The organism is Enterococcus sp. 22-H-5-01 (genome assembly GCF_050310005.1).
GTDB classification, from domain to species: Bacteria; Bacillota; Bacilli; order Lactobacillales; family Enterococcaceae; genus Enterococcus_A; species Enterococcus_A hailinensis.
In genome coordinates this window covers 1,068,409-1,094,337 of the sequence record NZ_CP189993.1, presented here as the reverse complement: position 1 = coordinate 1,094,337, position 25,929 = coordinate 1,068,409, and the positions used below count along the sequence as shown (strand labels likewise).

Annotated in this window: 21 protein-coding genes and 1 pseudogene; 16 read left to right on the top strand and 6 right to left on the bottom strand. The window is 37.6% G+C overall.

The window, feature by feature from the left end:
• The first annotated feature begins 85 nt into the window (after nt 1-85).
• The gene (locus tag ACQKTA_RS05615; protein ID WP_427813061.1) at nt 86-1,963 is read left to right on the top strand and encodes an acyltransferase family protein; all 1,878 of its coding nucleotides are present in this window, start codon (nt 86-88) and stop codon (nt 1,961-1,963) included.
• A gap of 21 nt (nt 1,964-1,984) precedes the next feature.
• On the opposite strand, the gene ACQKTA_RS05610 is transcribed toward ACQKTA_RS05615, so the two are convergent.
• Entirely contained in the window at nt 1,985-2,260 is a 276-nt protein-coding gene (locus tag ACQKTA_RS05610) for a GIY-YIG nuclease family protein (RefSeq protein WP_427813060.1), read from the bottom strand.
• Nucleotides 2,250-2,984 (bottom strand): tRNA1(Val) (adenine(37)-N6)-methyltransferase, encoded by a 735-nt coding sequence (locus ACQKTA_RS05605; RefSeq protein ID WP_427813059.1) that lies wholly within the window; start codon nt 2,982-2,984, stop codon nt 2,250-2,252. The genes ACQKTA_RS05610 and ACQKTA_RS05605 overlap by 11 nt, the downstream gene beginning before the upstream one ends.
• 75 nt (nt 2,985-3,059) lie before the next feature.
• Between ACQKTA_RS05605 and ACQKTA_RS05600 the strand changes: the two genes are divergently transcribed.
• The 4 genes from ACQKTA_RS05600 (at nt 3,060) to ACQKTA_RS05585 (ending at nt 11,270) form a co-directional block, all read left to right on the top strand.
• On the top strand, nt 3,060-3,689 hold the full coding sequence (locus tag ACQKTA_RS05600) for a lysophospholipid acyltransferase family protein (RefSeq protein WP_332581389.1): 630 nt from the start codon (nt 3,060-3,062) through the stop codon (nt 3,687-3,689).
• A gap of 145 nt (nt 3,690-3,834) precedes the next feature.
• Nucleotides 3,835-4,968 (top strand): exonuclease SbcCD subunit D, encoded by a 1,134-nt coding sequence (locus tag ACQKTA_RS05595; RefSeq protein ID WP_427813058.1) that lies wholly within the window; start codon nt 3,835-3,837, stop codon nt 4,966-4,968.
• 20 nt (nt 4,969-4,988) lie between these two features.
• Nucleotides 4,989-8,090: an AAA family ATPase gene (locus tag ACQKTA_RS05590; protein WP_427813057.1), complete on the top strand. Its 3,102-nt coding sequence runs from the start codon at nt 4,989-4,991 to the stop codon at nt 8,088-8,090.
• Nucleotides 8,091-11,270 (top strand): SNF2 helicase associated domain-containing protein, encoded by a 3,180-nt coding sequence (locus tag ACQKTA_RS05585; protein WP_427813056.1) that lies wholly within the window; start codon nt 8,091-8,093, stop codon nt 11,268-11,270.
• A gap of 16 nt (nt 11,271-11,286) precedes the next feature.
• Here ACQKTA_RS05585 and ACQKTA_RS05580 read toward each other — a convergent pair whose 3' ends face one another.
• Nucleotides 11,287-12,006 (bottom strand): HAD family hydrolase, encoded by a 720-nt coding sequence (locus ACQKTA_RS05580; protein ID WP_427813055.1) that lies wholly within the window; start codon nt 12,004-12,006, stop codon nt 11,287-11,289.
• 776 nt (nt 12,007-12,782) lie between these two features.
• Between ACQKTA_RS05580 and spxA the strand changes: the two genes are divergently transcribed.
• The 6 genes and pseudogenes from spxA (at nt 12,783) to ACQKTA_RS05550 (ending at nt 19,475) form a co-directional block, all read left to right on the top strand.
• Complete coding sequence (spxA, locus tag ACQKTA_RS05575) at nt 12,783-13,181, top strand: transcriptional regulator SpxA (RefSeq protein ID WP_010739854.1); 399 nt, start codon at nt 12,783-12,785, stop codon at nt 13,179-13,181.
• 170 nt (nt 13,182-13,351) lie between these two features.
• On the top strand, nt 13,352-13,996 hold the full coding sequence (locus tag ACQKTA_RS05570; RefSeq protein ID WP_427813054.1) for an adaptor protein MecA: 645 nt from the start codon (nt 13,352-13,354) through the stop codon (nt 13,994-13,996).
• A 24-nt stretch (nt 13,997-14,020) separates the two neighbouring features.
• A complete protein-coding gene (locus tag ACQKTA_RS05565) occupies nt 14,021-15,061 on the top strand; it encodes a competence protein CoiA (protein WP_427813053.1) in 1,041 nt (346 codons plus the stop codon).
• Between the two features lie 76 nt (nt 15,062-15,137).
• Complete coding sequence (gene pepF / locus ACQKTA_RS05560) at nt 15,138-16,952, top strand: oligoendopeptidase F (protein WP_427814486.1); 1,815 nt, start codon at nt 15,138-15,140, stop codon at nt 16,950-16,952.
• 222 nt (nt 16,953-17,174) lie between these two features.
• A pseudogene (locus tag ACQKTA_RS05555) lies at nt 17,175-18,301 on the top strand (class C sortase).
• Nucleotide 18,302: 1 nt separating this feature from the next.
• A complete protein-coding gene (locus ACQKTA_RS05550) occupies nt 18,303-19,475 on the top strand; it encodes a class C sortase (RefSeq protein WP_427814485.1) in 1,173 nt (390 codons plus the stop codon).
• 95 nt (nt 19,476-19,570) lie between these two features.
• Here ACQKTA_RS05550 and ACQKTA_RS05545 read toward each other — a convergent pair whose 3' ends face one another.
• Entirely contained in the window at nt 19,571-20,218 is a 648-nt protein-coding gene (locus tag ACQKTA_RS05545; RefSeq protein WP_427814484.1) for a DsbA family protein, read from the bottom strand.
• The gene (locus ACQKTA_RS05540) at nt 20,215-20,823 is read right to left on the bottom strand and encodes a CYTH domain-containing protein (RefSeq protein ID WP_427814483.1); all 609 of its coding nucleotides are present in this window, start codon (nt 20,821-20,823) and stop codon (nt 20,215-20,217) included. Before ACQKTA_RS05540 ends, ACQKTA_RS05545 begins: the two co-directional genes overlap by 4 nt.
• A 203-nt stretch (nt 20,824-21,026) precedes the next feature.
• Between ACQKTA_RS05540 and ACQKTA_RS05535 the strand changes: the two genes are divergently transcribed.
• Genes ACQKTA_RS05535 through ACQKTA_RS05515 form a run of 5 tightly spaced genes read left to right on the top strand, consistent with a single transcriptional unit; the run spans nt 21,027 to nt 25,267 of the window.
• Complete coding sequence (locus tag ACQKTA_RS05535) at nt 21,027-21,692, top strand: GTP pyrophosphokinase (protein WP_332581401.1); 666 nt, start codon at nt 21,027-21,029, stop codon at nt 21,690-21,692.
• A complete protein-coding gene (locus tag ACQKTA_RS05530; RefSeq protein ID WP_427814482.1) occupies nt 21,664-22,467 on the top strand; it encodes an NAD kinase in 804 nt (267 codons plus the stop codon). The genes ACQKTA_RS05535 and ACQKTA_RS05530 overlap by 29 nt, the downstream gene beginning before the upstream one ends.
• A 4-nt stretch (nt 22,468-22,471) precedes the next feature.
• Nucleotides 22,472-23,365 carry an RluA family pseudouridine synthase gene (locus ACQKTA_RS05525; protein ID WP_427814481.1) on the top strand — a complete coding sequence of 298 codons (894 nt, stop codon included), beginning with the start codon at nt 22,472-22,474 and terminating at the stop codon, nt 23,363-23,365.
• A 37-nt stretch (nt 23,366-23,402) separates the two neighbouring features.
• A complete protein-coding gene (gene mgtE, locus ACQKTA_RS05520) occupies nt 23,403-24,773 on the top strand; it encodes a magnesium transporter (protein ID WP_427814480.1) in 1,371 nt (456 codons plus the stop codon).
• Nucleotides 24,774-24,814: 41 nt separating this feature from the next.
• Nucleotides 24,815-25,267, top strand: a complete 453-nt coding sequence (locus ACQKTA_RS05515) for an NUDIX domain-containing protein (RefSeq protein ID WP_407857213.1) — start codon at nt 24,815-24,817, stop codon at nt 25,265-25,267.
• 24 nt (nt 25,268-25,291) lie between these two features.
• Here ACQKTA_RS05515 and ACQKTA_RS05510 read toward each other — a convergent pair whose 3' ends face one another.
• Nucleotides 25,292-25,927, bottom strand: coding sequence for a copper homeostasis protein CutC (locus ACQKTA_RS05510; protein WP_332581618.1), 636 nt, complete (start codon nt 25,925-25,927; stop codon nt 25,292-25,294).
• Nucleotides 25,928-25,929: the final 2 nt, after the last annotated feature.

The window sequence follows — 25,929 nt, the reverse complement described above, 5'->3', positions numbered from 1 at the left end:
GAAAATGTTGCAGTTTCCCAGATTTATCCGTATAGTTAATTTGGTATTCTATAGTAAAGTTGGAGTGAAGTTGGAAAAGAAAAATATGAAAAAAAGACTAAAACACAGTCGTTACATCAATGGTTTTGATGGGATTCGTTCCATAGCAGTGATTGGCGTCATTTTATATCATTTAATGCCGACTCGGATGCGTGGGGGATACTTAGGTGTTCCAGTCTTTTTCGTAGTCTCAGGGTATTTGATTACGGATTTGTTGTTTCAAGAATTGAAACAGACTGGTCGGATCGACATCAAACAATTTTATTATCGGCGAATGAAAAGGCTATATCCAGCATTGGTTGCGATGCTGATAGGTTCTTCGGCTTACATCACCTTGTTTCAGCGGAACCTGTTGAATGATTTAAAAGGCAATGTTATCAGCAGTTTATTGTATGTCAATAACTGGTGGCAAATCAATCATGGGATGTCGTATTTTGATCGCTTTTCAAGTGAATCGCCATTTACCCATATTTGGTCCTTGGCAGTAGAATCCCAGAATTATTTGATCTGGCCGATCGTCTTTGTTTTATTGATTAAATTAGTTAAAAATAGAGGCAAGATTTTTCTGGGCATTATTGGAGCAGCACTTGTTTCGATGATTTTGATGGCAGTCCTTTACACACCCGGGCAAGATCCGACGCGGGTTTATTATGGAACAGACACTCGTTTGTTTTCAATTTTACTTGGCAGTGGCTTAGCCTTTGTTTGGCCAAGTACACGATTGAAAGCAGAAATCCCTGCGCAAGCTAAACGAATTTTAAATGGCATAGGATTTTTCTCACTACTAGTATTAATTCTATCCTTGTTCTTCTTGAGGGATGATTTGACATTTGTTTATTATGGCGGCATGTTCCTAGTCAGTCTGTTAAGCGTGGTCTTAGTAGCTATTACGGCTCATCCTGGTGCTAGCTGGAATCGCTGGTTGACGAATCCGGTCTTTGATTGGATCGGTAAACGCAGTTATGGGATTTATTTGTATCAATTTCCAGTCATGATTTTTTACGAAGCAAAGATCAATGTTGCTAATCACACGTTGCTTCATACGATCATGGAAATCATTTTGATTTTATTTGTGACTGAGCTGTCTTATCGTTTTGTGGAAGCACCATTACGTCGCTTTGATTATGGAAAAACTTTTGCGACCTTGAAACAATCGTTTTTGGCACCTATCAGAAGTCGTCGTAAAATCGGATTTATTTTGACTGGGATCGTCACGCTGATTGCTGTAGTTGGTATCATTATTTCCCCTAGTGGTCAAGTCGATGCTAATCAACAAGCACTGCAAAAACAAATCGAACAAAATAAAAAAGCAGCTGAGAAAACTGAAACAAGTACCACTGAATCAGCAACAGATTCTAGTGAGACTGAACAATCAACAACTAGCTCGGACAAACCAGTTACTTTAGCTGAGAAATATGATCTGAGTCAACGTGAAGTAACCAAAGCCAAAAACTTAAAAGTTACGGCTGTTGGAGATTCAGTCTTATTGGCCGGTTCACAAGGATTGACCGAGATTTTCCCTAAGATGGTCATCGATGGTGAAGTTGGACGGCAAATGAAAGATAGCCCCGCAATTTTCCAAAGTCTAAAAGGTAAAAAAGAATTGAATGATACGATTTTGATAAGTCTTGGAACGAATGGACCGATCACGCAAGATGAATTTGCGCAAATCATGAGCATCGTTGGTGAGAAACGGAGAGTTTTTGTCATCAATACTCATGTACCGACTCGTCGTTGGCAAAATGATGTGAATGCCACATTAGAAACAATAGCAAAACAATACAAAAATGTTCATTTGATTGATTGGTACAATTATAGCGCTGCTCATACAGACTGGTTCTATGATGATCAGGTCCATCCAAATGAAGTTGGATCGATTTATTATTGTCATTTGATCACGAAAGAAATTGTCAAAGGTGAATAAAAAAAAACGTTTTGTGAACAATCACAAAACGTTTTTTTGTTTATTTTCTAATAAATAAATTTCTTTCTTTTTACGAGATAATTTTTTAAAGGCAGCCTCAGCTTTTGTGGCCTCACTTCTTGTTTCAAATCGTTCAGCATGGATCATCTGCAGTGGTCTGCGACTAGCAGGGTGGGTATATTTTGCTCCAGTGCCAGAATTATGTTCTACTAGGCGTCTTTTTGGATCAGTCGTATAACCGCCATAAAAGGTTTGATCTTTACACAACAAAACATAAAAATAATGGTCATTTGCCATAAAGCATCCCTCGTAAGTCCTCGGAGTAGTTTCCAGTCTGGTCATATGTATATAATGGTGGGAGGAAACGTAAGCCTTCATTTTTCCCGTCTTTGATTCCTTCAATCAATAAGGTATTTGCTTCTTTACCTTGTTTGGGATAGACGAATTGAATTCTTTTAGGCGCGATTCGATTGGCTCTTAACGCATCGATAATTTCTAAAAAGCGGTCTGGTCGATGGACCATCGTAAAACGGCCGTTCATCTTTAATAAGCGGGCAGAAACGTTTACGACGTCTTCTAGTGTCGCGTGGATCTCATGACGCGCAATCGCTAAATGAGGGTTTGGATTTTTGATGCTAGTAGGTAGTTCTTTAAAATATGGTGGATTGCAAACGACAAGGTCAGCAGAGTCGCCTCTAAATATATCAAATGTATTTTTTAAATCTAATTCATGCATGGTCATTTGATTTTCTAAATGATTGAGTTCGATGCTTCGTTGCCCCATATCCGCGAGTCGCGGTTGTAGTTCGATTTGATCGATTTGTGCAGTGGTTTTTCGGCTGAGAAAGAGACCGACTGCGCCATTGCCGGCACAAAGGTCAATAATTTTCCCACGTTTTGGGACTCTAGCGAAATTAGCCAAAAGAACCGCATCGATAGAAAAAGAAAAAACTTCTGCGCTTTGGATGATTTGGATATCTTCAGCATAAAGCTGATCGATTCGTTCACCTTTTCTTAACAATTTCTTTTGCCCCCTTAAAAAAATCATACCGATGTATTATACTACGTTTAGTTAGGTAACTGAAAGGAAGAAAAAATGTTTTTTAAATTTATCCGTGTAATTGCCCGCAGTATTTTAGCTGTCGTTAATGGCAATGCCAAATATCAAAATAAAGAGAAATTGCCTGAAGGAAATTATATTTTAGTTGCGCCACACCGTACGTGGTGGGATCCAGTCTATATGGCATTAGGTGCATCACCAAAACAATTTTGTTTCATGGCAAAAGAAGAATTATTCAAAAATCCTGTGTTACGGTACATTTTAGTTCATCTGAACGCATTCCCAGTCGATCGTGAAAAACCAGGGCCGAGTGTCGTAAAACGTCCGGTCAAAATGTTGAAAGATTCTGATAAAAGTTTGATCATGTTTCCAAGCGGAACCCGTCACTCGACTGAGCTAAAAGGTGGGATGTCATTGATTGCCCGTTTATCAAAGAAACCGATCGTCCCTTGTGTTTATCAAGGTCCAACAAAGTTCTCGCAATTATTCAAACGGACCCCTGTGATCATTCGTTTTGGTGATCCGATCGATATCTCTGATATCAAAAAGATGGATAAAGCTGGTTTAGCTGAAGTAGAATCTCGTGTTCAAAATGCTTTTGACCAATTAGATTACGAGATTGATCCTACGTATAAATATATTGCCAAAGAAAAAGATGCTGACTAATTAGCATCTTTTTTTCTTTTGCTAAAAATAAGAAAAATTTTTTTATCAAGCGCCTATATCTGAGAACATCTACTTGTTGAGCAGAAATATACATTAAATCGTGTTATAATTTCAGGAAGGACTAAAATGAGAAAAGGGTGGATCAATGAAAGTTTTACATACGGCTGACTGGCATATCGGGAAGAAATTACATGGCTATGAATTGCTATCAGACCAAGCGTATATTCTTGATCAAATACTGAAAATCGCACAAGCAGAGTCCGTCGATGCAATCATAATCGCCGGGGATCTATATGATCGCTCGATTCCTTCTGAGGATAGTGTCCGGTTATTGAATCAAACGATTGCGAAATGGAATCTAACTGAAAATATTCCGTTATTAGCAATCTCAGGCAATCACGATAGTGCGACCCGTTTGGCAACTGGTGCTCCATGGTTCAATCAATCGAATTTTCATTTGCATACACGATTAGAAGAAGCATTTGAACCTATCGAAATGGGCGACACACAGTTTTACTTATTGCCTTATTTTGAACCAGTTGATGCACGGATTTATTTTGCAGATCCTGAGATTCGAACGATTCAAGCGGCAATACCTAAGGTGATCGAAAAGCTTGAAGCTAGTTTTGATAAAAATAAAAAACACGTGTTGGTCAGTCATTTCTTTGTAGCAGGCAGCAGCAAAACCGATTCAGAGACTAAAATAGAAGTCGGTGGTTTAGATGGGATCAATGGTCAGCTATTAGTTAATTTTGACTACGTGGCTCTAGGCCATTTACATGGAAAAGATGCGTTGAAAATGGAAAATGCCCGTTATAGCGGTTCACCTTTAAAATATTCTTTATCGGAAAAAAATCAGGTTAAAGGTGTTTGGATCATTGATACAGAAACGTCTGAATTTTCGTTTCGAACGGTCGCTCCACTACATGAAATCGAAGAAATTCAAGCGACATTTGAAAAATTATTAGATCCTGATTTTTATTTGACGATTGAACGCGAAAATTATCTTTCGATTTTATTAGAAGATCAGGCGGTGATCCCCAATTTGATGAATCAATTACGCCAAGTCTATCCACGAATCATTCAAGTAGAACGGATCAATGGGTATGAAGCCGAAAACATCAGTCGTTTAAGCAAAAAACAACTGACTGAAAAGTCTCCCATAGCGTTGACCGAAGAATTTTTTACTGAAGTCGCTCAAAGTGAATTGACGAGTCGACAAAAGAAGTGGATTGAAGACGGCTTACACACACTTCTTAAGCAAGGAGGGTCAAATTAGTGCTTCCAAAGAAAATCATTATGGAAAATTTCGGCCCTTTTTTACATGAAGCAGTCGATTTTGAACAAATGTCAGAAACCCCATTATTTTTAATCAGTGGAAAAACGGGTGCCGGAAAAACCACGATTTTTGATGCCATTACTTTTGCTTTATATGGTGATGCTTCTGGCGGGATACGTTCTTCGAATGAGATCCGTTCTTCTTTTGCAGAACCGACTGAAGAAACGCGGGTCCAATTTATTTTTGAGCATCAGGGTCGACAATATTCAATTGAACGCTGGCCAAAGCAGACCTTGGCTAAAAAAAATGGTAAAGGTGAAACGACTAAAAATCAAAAAGTCCAGCTAAGTGTCTTTAATGATTTGGGTCAAGAAGCAGAAGCCTACACAAAAATCGATGCGGTCAACGAAGCAATCTATCAAATCCTGCATTTGCAAAAAGAGCAATTTCGTCAAATCGTGATGTTACCACAAGGAGAGTTTCGAACATTTCTAAATGCGAACAGCACTGAGAAGGAAGCCGTTTTACGCAATCTTTTTGGTACAAGTGCTTATCGCGGGTTTACTGAAAATCTAAAATTTAAAAAAATAGCGATGGAGAAATCCGTCAGTGAATTGACCACTCGCATGGATCAATTGTTTCAACAAGTCCTCTGTGAACAAGGAGATACTTATCAAGAATCATTGAATCTTGCGAATCAGTACCTAACAAAAGAAGCACAAGAATTGTTACAAAGTCGAACTGAACTTGAGATGCAACAAACCAATTACAAAATGTTGCAACAGCAAGTCCAAAAAGCACAAGAATTGACGACGTGGTTGCAGCAAAAAGATGAGACGTTTCAAGAATTAGCTGAACTTGAAGAGGCAAAGCCGATCCAAGAACAACGTAAACAGCAACTAAAGCAAGCTAAAATGTTAGAAAAAATTCGTCCCATCTATGAACGAAAACAAGAATTGGCGACACTTTTCAAACAGTACCAGGAAGAAATTACTGAAAATAAGCTTCAGCTAGCAGCTTTGGATCAACAATTTTTTGCAGCAAAACAACAAACAATTGTTTTTGAAGAAGAAGCAGGAATATGGCAAGAAAAAAAACAAGCGTTGCAAAAAATGGAAGCATCTTTGCCTTTGGTCAAACAGCAAGCAACTCTAAGACAACAAGCAGCTGAGTTAGAAGCAAAACGGGCGGATCAGCAAACACAGTTGATGGAACTAAATCAACAATTAGCCGCTTTGGAGCAAGAACAAAAAATACTTCAAGCAAAGCAAAATGATGAAAAGGACTGGCAAAACCGCCGTTATCAAGAACTACAATTCCAACAGCAACTAAATCAGTTGGAAGATGTAGCTGAAAAAATCATAACTCAGCAAGAAGCGGAAGAAGAACAACAGATACATTTAGCCCAACTGATTGAAGAAAAAAGTCAAACTAGCAATCAATTGATGGCGGTCACCGGGGACTATAAAAAATTAAAAAGTCAGTGGGCAGCTGCTGAAATCGCGCGTTTGAGTCTAGACTTATTACCAGGAGAGCCTTGTCCCGTTTGTGGATCGAAAGAGCATCCTGAGCCTGCTTCTCATGAAGGAATTATCCTAGATAACTTAGCCGAATTGCAAAGTGAATTGGAAAAGCAAGAAGCTCGAATCAAGCAATTAGAACTTTTACATGAGCAGCAAACGGTTCGGTATGAAGTTGCGGAACAAACCTTTGAAAAAACGCAAACTGATCGCGTAGTAGCTCAAAAAGATTTAGCTAAAAAAATTAAGGAGTGCCATCAACAATTGATGGACTATTATCAAGCAGATTTACCGTTAGTATTAGATCAGCTCGTAACTATTTTAGCTGAAAAGCAAACCGAAACGGATCAAATGTTGGCAGAAATCACGCAGGCCAATCAACAAATATCAGTAATAGCTGAAAAAATAGCTAGTTGTTTAGAAGAAAAAAAACTTTTTGAGATGATACTAGCTGATATAACCAGCGAACAACAATTATTACGCGGTCGAATCTCAAGTATTGAAGAGCAGACGGCAGACTGGCAGTTAGAAGAATTAGAGCAACAAATAAACGAAACTGCACAAGCAATCAAAGAACATGAAGAAGCCGTGAGAAAGTATCAAGATTCAATAAATTCATTGGAACAAAATCAGATTCGTCTGCAAGAGCAGCACCAGACATTAACTCGGCAAATACAAGAGACTACTCAAAATCTATCGAAGCAGCAAAAATTGGTACAAGAAAAAATGGCAGAAGCGTCAATTGCTGAAGAACAATTAATGATGGAAAAAATAGATCTTGAAGTGTTGGAATTAGCGATTACAGATTTTGACAAGCGCCAAGGGATTTTAAACGATCGGTATCAGCGTTTAGTTGAACAAATCGATGATCGAGCAAGACCAGAACTCGAAGTGCTGCAGGCATCGTTAACAGAACGAGAAACGCAAGTGTCCCAATTACAACAACAATACTACGCACGAGAAAGTCAGCTGCAACAACAACGTGAGATAATCAAAACGATTGAAGAATTGCATGGTCAAAGTAAAAAGCAGTTAGATGAACTCGGTCAGATGGTTCAACTGTATCAAACGATGAATGGTGACAATCCTCAAAAAATCAGTTTGGAACGCTATGTTTTACAATGGTATTTAACCGAAGTTTTACAAAGCGCCAATCAACAACTGAACCAGCTGACAAAAGGGCGTTATCGTTTCGAATTGAATCAAGAAACTGGGCGTTCGAAAGGAAATACTGGTTTAGAAATCAATGTCTATGATGACAATGCTGGAGCCACGCGAAGTTCTCATACTTTATCAGGTGGTGAAAGTTTTATAGCTGCGTTATCATTAGCATTAGGTTTAGCAGAAGTGATTCAAAGCCAATCTGGCGGTGTTGCCATCGAAGCTTTATTTATTGATGAAGGTTTTGGTTCTTTGGATGAGGAAGCACTGGAGATGGCGATGGAAGCATTAGAAGGTATCGAGAATGCTGGACGGATGATTGGGATCATCAGTCATGTAAGAGAGCTAAAAGAACGAATCCCACAACAAATTATTGTGGAGACTAGCGGAACGGGGCGAAGTAGCATTCGCTATCAGCTAGAAGGATGGAGTGAAGCGTAAATGAGATGGAGTATTCCGGAAAAAGTAATTGAGCGCGGCAGAACTTACTTGAAAGAAGGACGGGTCTTATCCGTTGAAGCAGACGCAGCACGCCGTGTGTGGCATGGTGAAGTATTAGGCAGTGAACTTTATTTAGTCGACTTAGACGGCAGCGGAAAAGAAAATGATATTTGTTCATGTCCTTATTGGGAAGAACACGGATATTGTAAACATACTGTATCGGTAGAGTTGTACTTGCGTGAAAAAGGATTATCACGTGTCATCAATCCTGAAACAGTTTTACCTAAAAAAATGGAAAGCAGCGTCTCTTTTGCTGATTTATTGAATCAAGGATTTGCTCGTTTAGAAAAAGAAGCAGAACCTTTGCAGCCTTTATTTGTTGAGTTTGTGGTCGAAGCGATCCCGACAAATCCATATCATCCAGAATTAGACGTTTTAGCAGTCTCATTGCGAATCGGGACTAAAGCTGGAAAAAGAAGTTATATCGTTAAAAATCTGTATGACTTTTTACACGCGTATCAAATGGATTCTGCTTATACAGTCAATAAACAATATCGTTTTCAAATTGAGGCAGGCGCTTTTGAGCCGGATTGTCGTGATTTGATTGAAGATCTAGTCGGAATCAGCGAAACCTATCAATTATTAGGTAAGGCAGGCTTACAAGTCAAAGGAAAATTAGATAAACGCTATCTATTATTACCTGTTCACCGGATGCAAGAATTATTAAATGGGATGGAAAAAACAGGCAACTTAAGTATTGTGATCGGTGAAAAAAATTATTCAGAAGTTCATGAAGGACAAGAATTACCATTATCATTCCAAATCGAAAAACGTAGTGAAAATGATTTTAGTTTAACGGTGGCAGATAATTTTACAAACTATTATAGTAATTATTTCTTAGGTTTCATTGAAAATTCTTATTACTTGATGACTCGGGAACAGCAAGATACGTATATCACATTAAAGCAATTGATGAAACGTTTGAAGGAACCGGTAATTACGTATGAACAACGACAACTGTCACAATTATTCACAGAAGTACTGCCTTACTTACGTAAAATCGGTCGAGTCCAAATCTCTAGTGATGTTTCCGAAATCATGAAAGAAGAACCGTTAAGGGCGGTCGTGATTTTTCGAAAAATCAAAGGAATGATCAAGGCAGAAGCCGAATTTCATTACGGAAATGCGTATTTCTCTACGAATGATGCTCATCAACCGAAATTACCAAACAATGTAGAGATTTTACGTGATCGACGGAAAGAAAAACAAATTTTGGATCTTTTTGATACGTATCGTTATCAAAAAATCGATACAGGATTTGAGAAAAAAATTCCTGTGAAGGATAATTTGTATTACTTTTTCAAAGTTGAAGTCGAAGAATTTCGTCGTTTTGCTAAAGTTCGAATGGGCAAGAAATTGCGTCAATTATTCTTAGATGGAGAAGAGTTCCAACCAACGATCGAAATCGATCAACATGGCTCTTGGTTAGATATCAAATTTGATGTAACAGGTATTCAAGATAATGAAATCGATCATGTGTTGAATAGCTTATTACGTAAAGATCGTTTCTACACATTGGATAATGGAGAAGTTTTATCATTTGATTCTGAAGCTTTCCAGCAAACAAGCGAGATGATCGGGCAACTAAGAGAAAAAATCAATGCAAAAGATGGGTTGATCCGTTTACCTAAGAGTCAAGGAATCATGCTGGAAGAGCAATTGAAAAATAATCCAAATGCTCAATTCAGCGAAAGCTTCACTGCAATGGTTCAAGACTTAACACATCCAGAAGATTATCAAGTGGCCTTGCCTGATACACTACAAGCACAGCTTAGACCGTATCAAGAAGCGGGTTTCCGCTGGTTGAAAATGCTAAGCGATTATGGTTTTGGCGGTATTTTAGCCGATGAGATGGGACTTGGTAAAACGATCCAAGTTATTACCTTTTTGTTGGCAGAAAAAGCCCAACAACCAATCAAAGCTTTGATTGTTACACCAGCTAGTTTAGTCTATAATTGGCAAGCAGAAATCAAAAAATTTGCTCCTAGTTTGCATTCGCAAGTCATTTCAGGCAGCCGCAGCGAGCGAGAACAATTATTTGCTGATTCAAATGAGATCGTGATCACTTCTTACGCAAGTATGCGCCAAGATATTGATCTTCATGAACAAGCAGGCTATCAATATCTAGTATTGGATGAAGCTCAAATGGTCAAAAATTCATCAACAAAAACAGCGAGTGCATTGCGCAATTTATCGATTCGGCATCGCTTTGCATTAAGTGGGACACCGATTGAAAATAATTTAGAAGAGTTATGGTCATTGTTCCAAACAGTCATGCCCGGCTTCTTCCCAAGTATTGGCCGTTTCCGTCAAATGCCCGTACCTGAAATCGCTAAGATGATCCAACCATTTGTTCTCCGTCGTGATAAAGATACGGTGTTACAAGAGTTACCAGAACGAATTGAATCTAATGTTTTAAGTAGTTTGACTGAAGAACAAAAAACAGTTTATCTAGCTTATTTAAAACGCATGCGTCAAGAAGTCGATCAAATGGATTCGGCAACTTTCCGTAAACAACGAGTAAGTATTTTAGCTGGTTTGACTCGCTTACGCCAAATCTGTGATGATCCGCGTTTATTCATGGAAGGCTATGAAGGCGGATCTGGTAAATTAGATCAAGTAAAAGATCTGATTCGTGCGGCTAAAGAAAATGGTCGTCGAGTATTGTTGTTCTCGCAATTTACGAGTATGTTGTCGATCATTGAACAAGAATTTGCTGAAGAAGGCATCTCTAGTTTTTATTTACGGGGGAGCACGAAAGTTCCAGATCGTTTGAAAATGGTCGATGCCTTCAATGCAGGTGAAAAAGATGTTTTCTTGATCTCATTAAAAGCTGGTGGTACTGGTCTGAATTTAACTGGCGCAGATACTGTGATCTTGTATGATTTATGGTGGAATCCAGCAGTTGAGGAACAAGCAGCTGGTCGTGCACATCGTATCGGACAGAAAAAAGTCGTAGAAGTATGGCGTATGATTGCTGAAGGTACGATCGAAGAACGAATGAACCAACTTCAACAGGAAAAACGTGAATTATTCCAAAAAGTAATCCAAGGCAATGAAGAACAAACGAATAAACTTACTGAAGAAGATATTCGAATGATTTTGAGTTTAGGAGAATAAAAAAACTTGCAGCGTATTAACGCTGCAAGTTTTTTTCGGTTAAGACTGCTTGTTTCAATGCTTCAAAACTGGTGATTTCTTGATCAAAAAGTATGGATTGATTATCCGGTAGTGGGCGATGCTGATGATTGAACCACCACACATTCCAATTTGCTGATTTTGCACCTATGACATCATTTTCAAAACTATCACCAATATATAGGAGCGTATCTTCAGACAATCCGAGATGCTCTTCCATTAGTTTAAAAATTTTAGGATCAGGCTTTTGAATTTTTACACCATCTGAAATCATAATCGTATTTGGAGCAAACCAATTTTTTAATTGCAAAGCATTTATTTTATTGGTTTGACGCTCAACAGGTCCATTGGTAATTATTCCGATGGGAATGTTTTGTGTAGTTAGAAAGTCTAGGATCTGTTGGATTTCTTTTGGAAGAGTGATTCGTTCTAAAGCTTGATTATACATGGCTTGAAACTTCGATAGATCCTTATCTTCAGCGTAGAAATCTTCGGCTTGTAATGCCAGACGGATTCGTTCATATCGCATTTTTTCTAACGTCCATTCCCCGCGGATCGTTTTCATGTAGTGTAGATCGCTGAAGTGACGAAATTGGAGAAATAGTGAGGATAATTTGTTGATCGGAAAAGTAGGGAATAGTGCAGTAATAGCATCAGCGAAAGGTGCTCGTTGTTCATATAAAGTATCATCTAAATCAAATACGATTCCATTAATCATTTAGTCACTCCTAATCATTTGGATGAATCTATTATACCAAAAAATAATTGTTCTTTTTTTAGATAAATAAAAAAATAGTATTTCAAATTATTTTTTGTTATGTTATCTGTTCAACAATAATTGGAAAAAAACATTCAAAATAATCAATCAAAAATATTCCTGATAAAAAAAATAATGATTGATGGTCTTAAAAACAAGTGAAAAATTATTCGCTTCACTCTTGCTAAACAACAAAAAAAAAGTGAATTTTTTTGAGCGCTTGAAACTGTATCTATTTCAAAAGATTACTTTTAGTAAAAAATTTGATACAGAGTTATAATTTTAAGTATAAAATAAAATAACTGTAAAATGAGAGTATTGATAATTTATGCATTTTACTAGTTTATAATAATTGTAAAAAACGCTGAATTAGCGTCATCATGAGAGACTATATCTCATTTGTTAGAATAATATTTTTATTTTTATACTAATAAAAAAATTTTTTACAAATCTAATAATAAGAAAAAATAAGAAAAATTCTTTTTTTAATACAGTTTATAATGTTGTTATACTATTTTTCTAAATTAGAGTTACGCCATTAATTTCTCATCTAAAACAACGGATGTGTCCTGACAGCTTTTATAGCGGTGTTAAAAATTAAATAACGTTAATATTAAAAAAGAAAAAGTGAATCAAACCTTTTTTTTGTTACATTTTTTTTGTATAATAGAAACAGATAGCAGGAAATGAATATATCCTGTTACAAAATTTGAGAGTTAAGAAAAGGAGTGATATGTATGTTAACATTATATACTTCCCCTAGTTGCACATCATGTCGGAAAGCACGTGCTTGGCTGCAGGAACATGAGATCCCTTATGTTGAGCGGAATATCTTTTCTGAACCATTGAATATCGATGAGTTGAAAGCCATCTTACAGATGACTGAAGACGGAACTGAAGAGATCATTTCTACTCGTTCGAAAGTTTTCCAAAAATTGAACATGGATTTAGATGAATTGTCACTAAAAGAATTATTAGATCTTGTTAAAGAGAATCCAGGATTGTTACGTCGTCCGATTATGATCGACGAGAAACGTTTACAAGTTGGATTCAATGAAGATGAAATTCGTCGTTTCTTACCTCGTGATGTTCGCCAATATGAATTACGTCAAGCCCAGTTAATGGCTGGATTATAAAATAGATGCCTCGCAGCTGCGGGGTGTTTTTTTGTTTGTAGAAATTAGAGCGTTGAGCAGTGCAAGGCTTTGTTTAGGGGAATTTAATAAATTTTGCTGGCTTTCTTTACTTTTAAACGGAATCAGTTACAATGAACATATAATCTACTATTAAAGTGAGGTGTGCCAAGATGGAAATGGAACACATCAATGAGAATACGATTCGAGTTATTATTGAGAATGAAGATCTAGCAGAACGTGGGATTACTTTTTTAGACCTACTAGGTAATCACCGCGAAATTGAATCTTTTTTTTATAGTATCTTAGAAGAAGTCGATATCGAAGATGAATTCAAAAGCAGTGAAGCAGTAACTTTCCAAGTTTTGCCCAAAAATGATGGCTTAGAGTTGTTTATCAGCAAAAACCTATCGCCTGAAGATATCAGTAAAATGAATAATTCTACTGAATTTGAGACCGATGATTTCGATCAATTGATTCGCCAACAGATTTTAGCGAATTCTGAAACGCTTGAAGAAGAGCCGGTTAATAATCGAGTGCGTGTCTTCCAGCTGAATAGCTTTGAAGATATGATCGAGTTAGCAAGTTATCACTTTTTAGATGAGGCTTGGTGCGATTTGTATCTGCTCAATGAAAATTATTATCTTCAAGTTGCTTTTGATCCTGAAGTTTATGGAGATTATGCCTTAGCAGATGTTACTGCTGAAATTTTAGAATATACGCAAGACGCATCTGTTTCGACAGAAATGTTAGAAGAGTACGGAAAACTTTTGATGCGTCGTGATGCAATTGAAATTACTCGCAGCTATTTCAACTAAAAGAGAGAAAAGACTGGTATTCAAATGAATATCGGTCTTTTTTTTGTACCTTTTTTTGAGGTGATGAGAATGTTGTTTGCTTATACCACAGAAAAACAGTTGGTCAATGCAAGGAATGCGACGACGGGTACGCAGTATTATTGTCCAGATTGCGGCTCTTTATTGATTCGTAAAGCGGGATCTTTATTGATTCCTCATTTTGCCCATTCAGCGAAAGAAATATGTCATGGGATGAGCGAAGGAGAAACGATCGAGCATTTGAATTTGAAGCAAATGTTTTACCAGTGGGGCCAACAAACTGACCAACAATGGCAGCTAGAAACACCATTAAATGATCTAGCGCAAAGACCGGATCTATTAAACCGAAAACTTGCAGTCGAGATCCAATGTTCTTCATTAAAATCTACTCGTTTAGCAGAACGTATAAAGGGCTATAGTCAAAATGGCTATCAAGATTGGTGGCTGTTAGGAGTAAAATTAAGACCTAATAAAAAATTCACGTCCTTGCAAAAGCAATTTTGTTCTTTTTCTAAAGATAAAGGAGTCCACGTGTGGGGAATTAAAAAAGATGAAATTTCTTTGTTTTACCATATTTACCAGCAAGACCAACACTATCAATATTCAAAAAAAATCTGGCCAAGTTATTCTGTCCCTATCACGACGATCTTAAATACCAATTTGTCTGAACTACCGCCTAAAATCATTCTGTCAAAACAAAGTGTGTTAGCAGAAAAACGACGACTAGCTAAACGATTATCATGTTCAGAACCTAAAGTCATGAAAGTCCAAACTTATCTATATCTTCAGCGCCGCCACCTACTTTATTTATCAGAATGGATATATTTTCCCAGCCGGTACAGCTTTTTTTATCAGGAGGATCTTTTGATTTTCCGACTGCTGTTCCAGCAAGAAGCTAAAAATGCGGATACGATATTCAAAAAATTTTTATACTATCGAGAAACGATGCAACGAAAATGGATTTTTCATCGAATAGAGGAGCGAGAAATACTTGAACGGTTGTATTTAGAAGCCATTTTTTGTCAAAGAAAGGCTAAAATTTTATAGACTTGACTCATTAAAAAATTACTTTTTTCAAAATTGTGATAAGATTGGGGATGATAATAGAGATGGGAGTGTTTTTATGAGTGAAGCAAAACAATTACCAACGCGTCAGGAGGTTCCGGTTGAATTAACATGGGACTTAACTAAAATTTTTGTGAATGACGCTGCTTTTGAAGCAAAATTTACAGCTCTAACAGAAGAACTAGCTGCTGTAGAGCAAATAAAAGGAAGTTTAGGACAAGGCGCTTCTGAACTTTTAAAAGCAGTCGACTACGTTTTAGATATTTATCGTAAAGCGGAAGTCATCTATGTTTATGCACATCTTAAAAATGATGAAGATACTGCGAATACAACAAATCAGGCTCTTTATGCGCGAGCTTCAAGTTTGATCGCTAAAGTCAGTGAAGCAGTCAGCTGGTTTGAACCAGAATTATTACAACTTTCTGATGAACAAATCGCAGCTTATTTTGATGAAGAACCTAAATTACAATTATACCGTCATTTCATCGAACAAATAATTTCAGAACGAGCACATGTATTACCGGCAGAACAAGAGGCACTCTTAGCCGGTGCTAGTGAAATTTTTGGCAGCTCTGCAGATACCTTTGCTGTGATGAACAATGCTGATTTAAAATTCCCAATCGTAAAAAATGAAGCTGGCGAAGACGTTCAATTAACGCATGGTGTCTATGGTCAATTATTAGAAAGTACTGACCGTACAGTACGTGAAAAAGCATTTAAAGCATTGTACTCTGTGTATCATCAGTTTAGAAATACTTTTGCATCAACGTTGAGTACACATGTCAAAGGCCATAATTTTAAAGCAAAAGTTCGCGGGTATGATTCTGCTCGGGCTGCGTCATTAAGCAGCAATCATATTCCAGAAGATGTATACGATACTTTAGTTTTAGTTGTAAATCAGTATTTGCCGTTGCTTCATCGTTATGTAGAATTACGTAAAGAATTATTAGGTTTAGAGCAGTTGCATATGTATGACCTATACACGCCATTGCTAGCTGAAGCTCCAATCAAATTTACTTATGAAGAAGCGAAAGCCAAAGCATTGGAAGCTTTAAAACCATTAGGCGAGGAATATTTAGAAATCGTCAAACAAGCCTTCGATGAGCGCTGGATCGATGTCGTAGAAAATCAGGGAAAACGCAGTGGTGCCTATTCTTCTGGCGCTTATGACACTCAACCATATATTTTATTGAATTGGCATGATCGTTTGGACGAATTGTATACATTGGTCCATGAAATGGGGCACAGTGTTCACAGTTACTTTACTCGTCACACTCAACCATATGTTTACGGTGATTATTCGATCTTTTTAGCTGAGATTGCTTCCACGACGAATGAAAATCTACTAACTAGCTATTTATTAGAAACAGAAACGGATCCTAAGATTCGTGCTTACATCATCAATCATTATCTAGATGGATTTAAAGGAACGATCTTCCGTCAAACACAATTTGCAGAATTTGAACATTTTATCCATACCGAAGATGCGAAAGGAAATCCGTTAACTAGTGATTATTTAAGCCGCTTCTATGGAGAGTTAAATGCGAAATATTATGGACCGATTGTTGTGAATGATGAAGAAATCAAAGATGAATGGTCACGGATTCCGCATTTCTATTACAATTATTATGTGTATCAATATGCGACTGGTTTTTCTGCTGCCGGTGCCTTAGCAAAACATATTGCTGAAGGTGATGAACAAGCATTAGAAAATTATTTGACTTACTTAAAATCAGGCAGTAGTGACTATCCAATCGAAGTAATGAAAAAAGCCGGAGTCGATATGACACAACCAGCGTACATTGAAGATGCGATGGAAATTTTTGCATTACGTTTGGATGAATTGGAACAATTAGTTGAAGAATTAAGATAGTTTATTTTAATCAAGTAAAATCACTCCTAAAATTTTAGGAGTGATTTTTTTTGCACCAGTAGAAAAGGTAATCAAAATCCAAATAATTAATAGAATTTATATAAATGGAATTTCTCTTTTGTTTGATGGTATGGGAAAATTATTTTTGAGTAGGAGGGATCCATTGTGAGCAAACCAAATAGAAGAGACAAACTTGATTTGTTTCTAAAATTATCGATTGCTATGATGTTTATTGCAGGTTTTTTGATTTTTATGTATCCCTTTGTGGTGGACTCAATCAATAATTTTGTAGATCAGCGTAGGCTTGAAGCAGTCGAAGAACAAACTGCCGCCCGCTCAGAAGCTGAGAAGCAGAAGCGATTAAAAAAATTAGCAGCAGAAAATAAAAAATTACGGACGATTATTCCTGGTTCAGGTAGTTTAGATGATCCATTCCATACTTCCTTGGAAGGAATGGAAAGTCCTAAAAAAGAATATTATGAAAAACACATGATCGGTGCTATCTATATTCCTAAAATCAAGGTCAGTTTGCCAGTGTATGATTTAACGAATGATTTTTTGTTGGATCAAGGAGCCACAGTGATGCAAGGAACGTCCTATCCAGTCGGTGGCAAAAGTACCCACTCAGTGATCACGGGCCATACGGGTTTGACAGATAAAAAATTATTTACTGATCTTGATCAATTAAAAAAGCAAGACAAGTTTTTTGTACATATCGAAGGGAAAAATTAGCTTATCAAATTGATCGGATCCGAGTAGTGAAGCCGGAAGATTTCAGCGCCTTAAAAATAGAAGCGGGCCGTGATTTGATCACACTTTTGACTTGTACTCCCTACGGTGTGAACAGTCATCGATTATTAGTGACCGGTCATCGGATCAGCTATCCAGTCCAAGCGGCAAAAAAAATAAAAGCCACTGAGAATTATCATCGTCGCCGAGTCATTTATCTGATATTGGGATGTCTTTTTTTTATGTTGATTTTTCTATACTTTGTTTGGCGTAAAATTGTTCTCTATCAGTCTAAAAAAAGAAGCTACAATTTTGTCTTTTATTTGTATCAAAATGGTCAACCGTTATCAGGTGTGCGAGCATTGTTAATTTATAAACGAGAGGTCGTTCGTGTAGCAGGTAGACTTGTCTATGCGACAAGTGATGAGATAGGAGAAATCAGATTTGCGAATGTTCCGGGAGGTAGTTATCACGTAGAGACTGAAAATGGATTGCGGATCAAGGGCAAAATTTGGCGATTAAAAGATTCTATCTTTACGATTGTCGGTCATCGCCGCCGAGGATATAAGCGAATCAAACGATTGGTGAAACATTACATCATAGAAAGTAAAGGGAAGTGACATGGAAAGTAGTTCGAACAACTTGAAAAAAAAGTTGGTCAGTAAAGTCGTAATGATTTTGATTTTTCTGATTGGGGTATTGGTAATGGCCTATCCTTTTTACATCAATGCGATCAATAATTTTATTGATCAAAAGCGAATGGAAGAAGTACAAATGGAAAATGAAAAGCGAGCGAGTGAACAGATCCGACAAACAAAGGAACGAATGGAAGCACGCAATAAGGAATTAAAAACAAATGGTCTAGTGCCAAAAGCACCACCATTTACCCATAGTGAAGAACAAAAAATCGTAACGGACGAATACCTTCATTCACATTTGATCGGAGCGATCAGCGTTCCATCGATCGAGATCACTTTGCCGCTTTTTGATACAACGAATGAGAAATTATTACAAGAAGGTGCGACGGTTTTACAAGGAACTTCTTATCCGACTGGTGGAATCGATACGCATTCAGTGATTTCAGCGCATAGTGGGCTGCCTGAAAAAAAATTATTTACTGATTTGGAAGAAGTAAAAAAAGGCGCTATTTTTGCGATCAGTTTGTTTGATGAAAAATTGGCTTATAAAGTAGACAAGATCGAAGTCGTCAAGCCTTCGGATACTTCTGCAATCGATATTGAGCCAGGTCGAGACATCGTGACACTTTTGACTTGTACACCTTACATGGTCAATAGTCATCGTTTGTTAGTGACTGGTCATCGGGTTCCGTATACTGAAGAAATCGCCGAGGCAATCAAAAAAGCCGATGATACTCGTAATTTAAAACAAAGACTCACTTTATTAGGAGTAGTATTAAGCATCTTAGTACTGTTGTTGATGGTCTTTGCAAATTTTCATCGCTATTTTTTGAAAAAACATTCGTTTAATGTGACACTCAAACGTTTAGATGTAACTGGAAAACCATTAGCCAATGAAAAATTAGCCTTATATTCTAAAAACGGCAAAGTACCGATTCAACAATCAGGATTACCAGTTGTTGTTGTAACAGATAGTAATGGTTTGGCTCATTTTGAAAAAATAGCCGGCGGTGTTTATTGTCTGAAAGTAGCAGAAGATTTTGGGTTCAAGCTGGGCATCAAGAAATTACGTGATCGAAAAGTGGGGCTCTATCTGACTAAAAAGCAAAAAAAATTCATTTTTACTCATGAGAACACGATCATTGTCAAAAAATGAGTGGCAGAAAGAAAAAAATAACCAAGTGGAAGTGTTCATCGCTAGGATGAACACCTTCACTTGGTTTATTTTGCTTGAAATAAGGGCGTAACTGCTTAAATAAGTGAGAGATGGCAATTCGATGCTAGATTGTCAAATGGGATATTTTTATTCTGTAATTTTAGAAAAGCCATCAATGATTCTTTAGTGGTACAAGTATCTAAAATATGATGGATTGTTTCACACCCTTCGATGCGAATTCCCGCCTCACAATCATCGTTGTAATTATAAATGACTGCAGAAGGATGCGAGGTGATCTTCATTTCATTTGCAATTTGCTGATCAGCTAAAAAAGCTTCTTTAACAAAAGCTGAATGGCGATCTTCTAAAAACATTTCGACATCACCACCGATTTTAGTAAATAGCTGCAGTGCCAGCTTCTTTGAGTACGTTTGTTTTTGTTCACCAACAGCTTCTTGAAGCTCTATTAAGAAATCCCGGCCGCGTTTTTTACCTTGAAGCTGAGCCGCTTTAACATCTAAAGCTGCTGAGTGGATTTCTTGCGATAGGTCGTTACGTAAGTGAATATCTTTTTCTGAGGCACCGATGCGGTTCATGAATTCTGAAATAGTATTGAGATTCATGATAGGAATCAAGCGTAATTGGATTTTAAGATCATAACTTTTGATCAATTCAATCATTCGTCGCTCAATCGATAGGCATCTTTTGCCGATGGGATTAACAAATAAATAAATCTCAATCACTGATTTCCCTCCATATCTTTATGTAATTTTTGCTGAGCGTAGACAGCGCGAGCAATTTTATTTTGTGTCTTGCGAAAAGGTAAGTCAAAGTGTTGTAAAAAATCTTTGAAATCGACTTCGCTAAAAGAACCATCCGGAACTTCCAGCTCTAATTCAAAGTCGTGTTGGCGACTATACCAACTCTCGTCTAATGCTAATTTTCCTTCAGAAATCATAAATTCCGCTCGCTTCGTCGTTAATTGTGCGATCAGCTGTAAATCCTCAATGGAAATATGTAAGGCTCTTAAATGGGCTAAAACTTCTTTCGCTTCAGGAACAAATTGTGCAGATTGGACTTTAGGATTCACTTCTTCAAGGGTTAATGCATCCGTAATTTCTAACAGTCCTATATTTTGTGGAACCTTCAAGGTTGCTTCGGCTTTTGTTTCAAAACGTCGGATTCTAAGGCCCATTCCCTGTTTTTTTAATAAAAAATCTGGGGTATCAAAATAAATATTTGTTTGTTGGACAAATTGATGCTCCTCGATTTGGTACAAGTGTAAAAGACGTTTGTATTCGTCTGCTGTCAACATACTTTTGTATTCAATTTCAAGTGATTTACTCAAATTCGTATACTCCCATTTCTAACCCATTATTTGTCTACTTTATCCTCACATATAACAAAGGTTTTAGTCAAATGTTTAGAAAGGAAATTTTAGAAATGTTACCGGATTGTAACATTTGTTAAATACTGAAAATATGATAATTTTTTCTGTCGATACTTTGTGATAAGATAGGGAAGAATGGAAAAAGAAGCGAGGGATTTACGATGGAGAGAGATTGGGATACATTTCTTGCTCCCTATGAATTAGCGGTAGCTGAGTTAAAGATAAAATTACGAGGTTTACGTAAACAATATCGAACAGGTGGCGATCATATACCAATCGAGTTTGTTACTGGTCGAGTCAAGCCGGTTGAAAGTATTATAAATAAAGCCGAGTTACGAGGGATAGCGTTAGATCGTTTAGAAGAAGAGATGTCAGACATGGCGGGCGTACGGATCATGTGTCAATTTGTAGAAGATATTCCTTTAATGGTGGATATTTTACGCCGTCGAAACGATATGAAAATCATTCAAGAACGCGATTATATTACCAATCGGAAAGCGAGCGGGTATCGTTCATACCATTTAGTCATTGAATATCCAGTTCAAATGCTTGAAGGGGAGAAAAAACTCTTAGCTGAAATCCAAATTCGAACGTTATCAATGAATTTTTGGGCAACGATCGAACACTCAATGAATTATAAATATGAAGGACAAATCCCAGAAGATATTCAAAAACGGCTTTTCCGGGCAGCAGAAGCAGCCTATCAACTAGATGAAGAAATGTCTAGTATTCGTGGAGAAATCCAAGAAGCACAACATGTATTCAATCGCAAGAAACAGAAAAAGGAAGTGAATCGGCATGGTATTAAGGATCGGAATCATCCATAACCAAGAAGAAAAATCAATTCGGATCTTACGGCGTTTGCGCGGTTTGCTCGCAGATAAAGAAGGTCTAGAAATCGTCAAGCAGAATCCAGAATTGGTCATTACAATTGGTGGGGATGGCACCTTGCTATCTGCATTTCATCGTTATAGCCATCGCTTAGATCAAGTCCGATTTTTAGGAGTACATACTGGGCATTTAGGTTTTTATACTGATTGGCGTGATTATGAGCTGTCTGAATTAGTAAAAAGCTTGTGTGATGAGCCGAGTAAAAGTGTCAGTTATCCATTGCTTGATATTGTTGTTTCTTATAGAGACGGTAATCAGAAGCACTTTCTTGCGTTGAATGAGTCGACGATTCGTAAGGGCAGTCGAACGATGGTAGCGGATGTATATATTAAAGAAGAATTATTTGAACGTTTTCGTGGAGATGGTTTAGCGATTTCAACACCAACGGGATCAACTGCTTATAACAAAAGTGTCGGTGGTGCGGTCGTTCATCCCAGTATCAACGCGATGCAGCTAGCTGAGATCGCTTCACTAAATAATCGAGTATTTCGGACCTTGGGCTCACCGAGTATCATTGGTTCCCATGAATGGGTCGATGTCCGCTTATCTGGAGAAGGACAACATTTGATCACGATCGATCAGCTCGACATTGTGAGCCAAGAAGTAAGCTCGATCAAATATAAAATCGCTGATGAGCGAATTCATTTTGCTTCATATCGGCATATGCATTTTTGGCATCGTGTAAAAGATGCCTTTATTCGAGAGGATTAACTACGTGGAATTTAACTGGACTTATCAAGGCGAAGAAAGTTCGCTGGTACGCAGCTTTTTAAAAAGACAAGGCATCTCAAAAAAATTATTGGCAAAAATAAAATTTCAAGGTGGTCAAATTTTAGTGAATGGGGCAGAGCAAAACGTCTTGTTTTCTTTAAATACCCATGATATTGTAACTGTTGTGATTCCTGATGAAGCTCCTCATGAAACCTTATTGGCGGATGCGGTTCCTCTGGATATCGCTTTTGAGGATGAGCATATTTTATTGGTCAATAAACCAGCCGGTATCGCTTCGATCCCGGCACAATATCATCCGCGAGGAACGATGGCAAATCGTGTCAAAGCCTATTATGTTAAGCAAGGCTATCCTAATCAAGTCGTACATGTAGTCACGCGCTTGGATCGTGATACATCGGGGTTGATGTTGTTTGCTAAACATGGTTTTGCACATTCTAAATTAGATCAAGGATTACAACAAAAACAATTTATCAAAAAATATCAAGCACTGGTCTCAGGCGCGACCGATACGCTAAATGAGCATGCCTTAATCGATTTACCAATTGGGCGAGATCTATCTTCTTTATTGAAACGTCAAGTGATCGAAACAGGTCAAAAAGCTCAAACAGAGTATTGGCTGAAAAAAAGAAAGACACCATTTGCTCTAGTTGATATCCAACTGCATACAGGGCGAACACATCAGATTCGTGTCCATTTTTCAGCGATCGGTTGTCCGTTACTAGGCGATGATTTATATGGCGGAGCGATGGAGCTAGGCATTCAACGTCAAGCGTTGCATTGCTATTCGTTGTCTTTTTACCATCCGTTTAGTGGTGAACGACTATTTTTTGAGCTGCCTTTAGCTTTAGATATGGCTCAAGTAGCCCAACAAATATAAAAAAGTAAGAACTAATATTACGAGTGAGGTGAGATTGATGGATGAGAACCAAGAAGAACTAGAAATACATTTCCAACAATTACGAGAGAAGCTGGATCAAAACGATCTGCAGGGATTTCGAGATGATTTTCTGGAGATGCATTTTTATGATCAAGGTCAATTTTATCAATCTTTGGATCAAGAAGAACGACAACTTGTTTATTCCTATTTATCACCCAAAGAATTGGCCGATATGTTTGACGTGATCGAAGAAGATGATGAGAACATGAATGAATACTTAAACGAGATGCGTCCTCAGTATGCAGCTGATATGTTATCAGAAATGTATACCGATAATGCGGTCGATTTATTGAATGAGATCGATAAGAAAGCCGTAGCTAAATTTTTAAGTTTGATGGATTCCGAACACGCCAATGAAGTCCGCGATTTACTTCATTATGAAGATGATACTGCCGGTTCCTTGATGACGACTGAATTTGTCTCGATCGTTGCCAATCAGACTGTTCGTTCTGCGATGTACGTGTTGAAAAGAGAAGCTCAAATTGCTGAAACTATTTATTACACCTACGTAGTCAATGATGACAATCAACTTGTTGGTGTTATTTCCTTAAGAGATTTGATTGTTAATGAAGATGACACGATGGTTTCTGATGTGATGAGTGAGCGAGTGATCGCAGTCCATGTCGGAGATGACCAAGAAGATGTCGCACAAACATTTCGGGATTATGATTTTCTAGCATTGCCGATCACTGATTATGAGGATCATCTATTAGGGATCGTGACCGTTGATGATATCATTGACGTAATTGATGATGAAGCGGCCAGTGACTACTCTGGGTTAGCTGGGGTCAACGTTGAAGAAGTCGATGAAAATCCAGTTAAAGCAGCCTCACGGCGGTTGCCGTGGTTAGTGACATTATTATTTTTAGGAATGACAACAGCTACGCTGATTAATCACTATGAAGAATTAGTGAGTAAAGCGAGTATTCTAGCAGTCTTTATTTCATTGATCACAGGGACTGCGGGAAATGCAGGGACCCAATCATTAGCCGTCGCCGTTCGACGCTTAGCGATTTCGGATGATAGCGATAAAAATTTCAAAAAATTGATTATTGGTGAAGTATTGACGGGCTTAGTAACAGGTTTTGTAACAGGGATAACGATTTTTATTATTGTAGGTATTTGGAAACACAATTTCATTCTAGGGTTTGTAATTGGAACAGCGATGATGGCGGCAATTACAGTAGCGACTCTAGCGGGTAGTTTGATCCCGATGGTGATGGAGAAATTAGGCTTTGACCCAGCAGTAGCAAGCGGGCCATTTATTACTACGTTAAGTGATTTGACCAGTGTATTGATTTATTTTAATATTGCAAGTCTCTTTATGGAACGGTTTATCGGTCATTAATAGGAAGTTAGAAGACGTATGCTGAAAGTAGTGAGGAAATTTTGAAAAAAGCTTATGGCATTATTATTCGTAATGGGCTGATTTTATTAGTCCGACGTCCAGGATTACCAATTTGGGATTTACCTGGCGGCGATTTGTTCCCCAACGAAAATGAGCGGGATGGTTTGCGGCGTTTAATCAAAGAAGTTCTTTCTTTCGATAGTAAGGTCAATGATTTAGTGGGAATCTATACGAAAGAATACCAAGAGGGCACCACCTATGTATACAAAGTCGAAGAGGCGATCTCACAAAGTCAGATGGAATCTAATGAATATATAGCATTCAGTTTTTTTGATCTCCATACGCTTCCGCTTAATCTGTATCCCGAACGCCAACGACAAATCAAAGATTATCTAACCGGTCGTTATCCGGTGCGCTTACGCTTTCGTAAAAATCCTTGGTTGGCAAAAGCAGCAAGTTTTTTAGCAGAAAGAAAAAAAAGGAAACAACGTTAAAGCAAACGTTGTTTCCTTTTTTATTTAAAACGTGACGATTTTTGTGCCATGAACTTCATTGACACCTAATTCAGCGGCAATTTTTTCAGCATTATCCTTATTGATTCCACCGCCAGGTAAGATGATGATGCGTCCTGCTGCATAATCAACTAGTTCTTTCAAATGAGGTAGGTTTTCTTCAATCGACTTATCCAAGGGTCCGCCGTGAGTCAAGATACGATCGATTCCTAATCGTGCGAACCAATCGATCGTTTTGAACTGTTCTTCTTTAGTAAGTTCATCAAAGGCCATGTGAAAGGTCTTCATTAATCCTTCACTGTTGCCAAGCAACATTTCTAAAGCTTCTTCATCGACTTCATTTTCTTCAGTAAGACAGCCAAAAACAACGCCATCTGTACCAGCATTTTTTGCATGGATCAAATCATTTTCCATGATCTTTAATTCAATATCATTATATACGAAGTTTCCGCCTCTTGGTCGGATCATTGTCATGACTGGAATGTGTTTTTCTCCTGCATAAGCTAAAACTTCTTCAATGACACCCATGCTTGGTGTCGTTCCGCCAGCAGCTAAGTTATCGCAAAGTTCGATGCGATTTACCCCAGCTTGGATGGCTTTAGGGATATCTGTATAATTTTCAGCACAAAATTCTTTGATCATTC

Excerpts from the sequence above, each read along its gene's own strand:
- mgtE (WP_427814480.1), top strand. The coding sequence starts at position 23,403 with ATGGATGAGAACCAAGAAGAACTAGAAATACATTTCCAACAATTACGA.
- ACQKTA_RS05600 (WP_332581389.1), top strand. The coding sequence starts at position 3,060 with ATGTTTTTTAAATTTATCCGTGTAATTGCCCGCAGTATTTTAGCTGTC.
- spxA (WP_010739854.1), top strand. The coding sequence starts at position 12,783 with ATGTTAACATTATATACTTCCCCTAGTTGCACATCATGTCGGAAAGCA.
- pepF (WP_427814486.1), top strand. The coding sequence starts at position 15,138 with ATGAGTGAAGCAAAACAATTACCAACGCGTCAGGAGGTTCCGGTTGAA.
- ACQKTA_RS05510 (WP_332581618.1), bottom strand. The coding sequence starts at position 25,927 with ATGATCAAAGAATTTTGTGCTGAAAATTATACAGATATCCCTAAAGCC.
- ACQKTA_RS05585 (WP_427813056.1), top strand. The coding sequence starts at position 8,091 with ATGAGATGGAGTATTCCGGAAAAAGTAATTGAGCGCGGCAGAACTTAC.
- ACQKTA_RS05580 (WP_427813055.1), bottom strand. The coding sequence starts at position 12,006 with ATGATTAATGGAATCGTATTTGATTTAGATGATACTTTATATGAACAA.
- ACQKTA_RS05595 (WP_427813058.1), top strand. The coding sequence starts at position 3,835 with ATGAAAGTTTTACATACGGCTGACTGGCATATCGGGAAGAAATTACAT.
- ACQKTA_RS05530 (WP_427814482.1), top strand. The coding sequence starts at position 21,664 with ATGGTATTAAGGATCGGAATCATCCATAACCAAGAAGAAAAATCAATT.
- ACQKTA_RS05610 (WP_427813060.1), bottom strand. The coding sequence starts at position 2,260 with ATGGCAAATGACCATTATTTTTATGTTTTGTTGTGTAAAGATCAAACC.
- ACQKTA_RS05550 (WP_427814485.1), top strand. The coding sequence starts at position 18,303 with ATGGAAAGTAGTTCGAACAACTTGAAAAAAAAGTTGGTCAGTAAAGTC.
- ACQKTA_RS05565 (WP_427813053.1), top strand. The coding sequence starts at position 14,021 with ATGAATATCGGTCTTTTTTTTGTACCTTTTTTTGAGGTGATGAGAATG.
- ACQKTA_RS05535 (WP_332581401.1), top strand. The coding sequence starts at position 21,027 with ATGGAGAGAGATTGGGATACATTTCTTGCTCCCTATGAATTAGCGGTA.
- ACQKTA_RS05615 (WP_427813061.1), top strand. The coding sequence starts at position 86 with ATGAAAAAAAGACTAAAACACAGTCGTTACATCAATGGTTTTGATGGG.
- ACQKTA_RS05570 (WP_427813054.1), top strand. The coding sequence starts at position 13,352 with ATGGAAATGGAACACATCAATGAGAATACGATTCGAGTTATTATTGAG.
- ACQKTA_RS05590 (WP_427813057.1), top strand. The coding sequence starts at position 4,989 with ATGGAAAATTTCGGCCCTTTTTTACATGAAGCAGTCGATTTTGAACAA.